The organism is Bacteroidota bacterium, from assembly GCA_037133915.1.
Classification (GTDB): Bacteria; Bacteroidota; Bacteroidia; order Bacteroidales; family CAIWKO01; genus JBAXND01.
The window spans coordinates 1-3625 of record JBAXND010000108.1; the positions used below are offsets into that span (position 1 = coordinate 1).

A 3625-nucleotide genomic window follows, 5' to 3' on the forward strand; every position below is an offset into this window, starting at 1 on the left:
TGCTGAAGGCGTGTATTTGCTCAGAATTGTGGTTAATGAAGATGTGACTGTGATGCGCGTTATAAGTGTCAATTAGTACTTCAAATCATTCAGTGATTCTTTTTTATCAGCATTTAGTGAAATCCGGACATAGCACATGCCGCAGTTCGGATTCACTTTCTGTATTATATGATTTGTCAGATTTTCAGTTAATAACCTCGTTTAAAACTTCTCGCAAAACACACCTGTTGCCCGGATAAATATTAACTTTGAGCATTGTAAAAATATGTAACCATGAAAAGACATCTTCTCATTTCTGCAATCCTGATCACACTATTTTGTTTCAACGCGAAGGCATTGAATTACTATTGGGTTGGAGGCAACGGCAACTGGAGTGACCTCACACATTGGGCAACAACCAGTGGTGGAACAACTTACCATGTAGTAGTACCGAGCCCATCAGACAATGTATATTTTGACAATCTGAGTTTTACAGGCTCCGGTCAAGTGGTTACAATCAATCAAACAATTGAAACCTGTCAGGATATGGACTGGACGGGTGCTTTATACAACCCTACCCTTTCAGGACCGAGCACCAATAAACTAAACATCAGCGGAAGCTTAAAGTTTATTTCCGGCATGAATTATTTATTTAATGGTGAAGTTGGATTTGAAGCGAATACTCCCGGCAAGACCATTACAATGGCAGGCAAACAGTTTAACTCTGATATATATTTTCGTGGAAATGGAGGCGGTTGGACGCTTCTGGATGCATTCAGTGTAGGCAATAATACTTTGAACGTCCATAACGGAACGCTCAACACGAACGGGCAGGCTGTAAACTGCGGCACAATTAATTCCGCTAAATCAAACCCGGCCGCGCGGGCAATTAATTTAGGCACTTCAATCGTGACGATTACTTCAGGTTCAACCATGGCCTGTTTCATGTACAACGATAATCTAACGCTGAATGCTGGAAGCTCTACAATACGCTTTACCGGAAGCAGTGGTGGCATGTACCTTTCAACATACAATGGCACCTATTACAATTTTGTTTTCAATAATGTTGAATTCACAAATGCTAACGGGACTTCGCCCATTTATTATCCATACAACTACGGAATTGCAACATTCAACGTAGTGACCATGAATCCGAGTGCACAGTTCAAAGGCAACTTCACGTATGATTCGCTTATGCTGACTTCGGGGAAAGTATATGAATTTGAAGCATCCAGAACCCAGACAATACAAACTTTATTTTCAGCGATTGGATCATGCTCTTCGCCTATCACATTAAAATCGCTCACTTCCGGAGTGCAGTCCATTATTAGTAAATCAGGTGGGAACGTAACCATTAATTATGCTTCACTCAGAGATATAGCGGCAACAGGTGGCGCTGGCTTCACAGCCAATAATTCCATTGACCTTGGTGATAACAGTGGCTGGACAATCAATTCACCTACTCCACGCAACCTATACTGGGTGGGAAGTAACGGAAACTGGAACGACATGGCACACTGGTCGCTGAGCAGCGGCGGGCCGGGTGGGCAATGCATCCCCAATGCCAACGATAACGTATTTTTTGATGCCGCATCATATTCGGGAGCAGGACAGTCAACCACCATTAATGTAAATGCAGTGTGCAAAGACATGACCTGGACCGGTGCGAACTTCACACCAAGCCTTGTTGGACCAAGCACCAACCAACTCAGCATTTATGGTTCACTGACATTTATTTCTGCCATGAGCCTCACGTTTACAGGCATCACAAATTTTGAAGCAACAACTACCGGCAAAACCATAACATCGGCAGGGCAGGTTTTTAAAAGTGACGTTTATTTTCAGGGAGCCGGAGGCGGATGGACCTTGCAGGATGCCTTCAGCGTAGGGAATAACACCATTAATCTTCATAATGGAATATTGAACACCAACAGCAAAAACGTAAATACCGGCACATTCAATTCAGCCAAATCAAACCCCGCAAGCAGAACGTTAATTTTAGGATCATCACTGGTAACTATTACTTCAGGCTCTACCATGGCGTGTTTTATTTATAATGATAATTTCACCCTGAGCTCCGGAACGTCCACCCTGCGTTTTACCGGTGCAAGCGGCGGTATGTATCTGTCGACTTACAACGGCACTTATTATAATTTCATTTTTTATAATACTGAATTCACCAATGGCAGCGGCACATCACCCATTTATTATCCATATAATTATGGCATTGCTTCATTCAATGTTACTACCTATGCCCCAAGCGGTCAGTTCAAAGGAAATTTCACATTCGATTCGCTGATGCTTTCATCAGGAAAAATTTATGAATTCGAAGCATCAAGAACGCAGACTATTCAAACACTGCTTTCTGCAACTGGTACATGTGTGTCACCGATTACATTCAAATCGCTGAGTCCCGGAAGCCAGTCTATAATAAGTAAAAGTTCCGGAGCAGTAACTATTGCATTTACGTCGCTGCGCGATATGTCGGCAACCGGTGGTGCTGTATTTACTGCCAACAACTCTACTGACATGGGCAATAACAGCGGCTGGATAATTAACTCACCAACACCACGCACGCTTTATTGGGTCGGGAATACAGGTAACTGGGACGAAATTGCGCACTGGTCATTAAGCAGTGGCGGGCCGGGCGGGCAGTGTATTCCAAACGCCAACGATGATGTATTTTTTGATAACAATTCATTCAATGGCGCCGGACAGACCTGTAATATTAATACGAACGCCTTGTGCAGAAACATGACCTGGACAGGCGCTAATTATACACCAACATTTGCCGGTACAAGTACCTACACACTTAATATTTATGGTTCTCTCGTTTTCATCTCTGCTATGAATCTGACTTTTCAAGGCATTACTAATTTCGAAGCAACGGCAACGGGTAAAACGATTACCTGCGCGGGTCAGGTATTTAAAAGTGACGTTTATTTTCAGGGCTCCGGTGGTGGCTGGACATTGCTGGATGCATTCAGCACAGGAAACAATACATTAAATCTTCACAACGGGACATTGAATACAAACGGGCAGGCCGTGAATACAGGCACTTTAAATTCAGCTAAGTCAAACCCTTCGCCCCGAACACTTAATCTGGGCTCGTCTGTTGTTACACTTACATCAGGCTCCACTATGGCCTGTTTCATGTATAATGACAACCTTACGATTACTGCAGGAAATTCATTATTTAGATTCACAGGCTCGAGCGGCGGCATGTATTTATCAACGTACAATGGCACCTATTATAATTTCGTTTTTAATAAAGTTGAGTTTTCGAGTACTACCGGAACCTCTCCGATTTATTACCCTTACAACTATGGAATCGCTACTTTTTCGAAAGCAACGTTTTTGGGAAACGGACAGTTGAAAGGCAATTTCACATTTGACACGATTAAATTCTCACCCGGAAAGGTTTACGAAATAGAAGCGGCACGTACAGAGACCATTCTCAGTCAGATTGACGCCACCGGTCTCGGCGGTTTCCCGATTGATATACGCTCATCAACTTCAGGGCAGCAGGGAAACCTGTCGAAAGCCAGCGGTTGCGTGGTGCTTGACTTTCTGCAGCTGCGCGATAATAACGCGACAGGTGGTGCATCGTGGTATGCAGGCGTGAACAGCTTTTTGGTGAGCAACG

1 protein-coding gene is annotated in these 3625 nt (G+C 43.6%); it reads left to right on the top strand.

All coding sequences use genetic code 11. The features are described 5' to 3' along the window. Positions 1-273: 273 nt before the first annotated feature. Positions 274-3625: hypothetical protein (locus WCM76_16780; protein ID MEI6767288.1), on the top strand; the 3352-nt coding region annotated here is incomplete at its 3' end.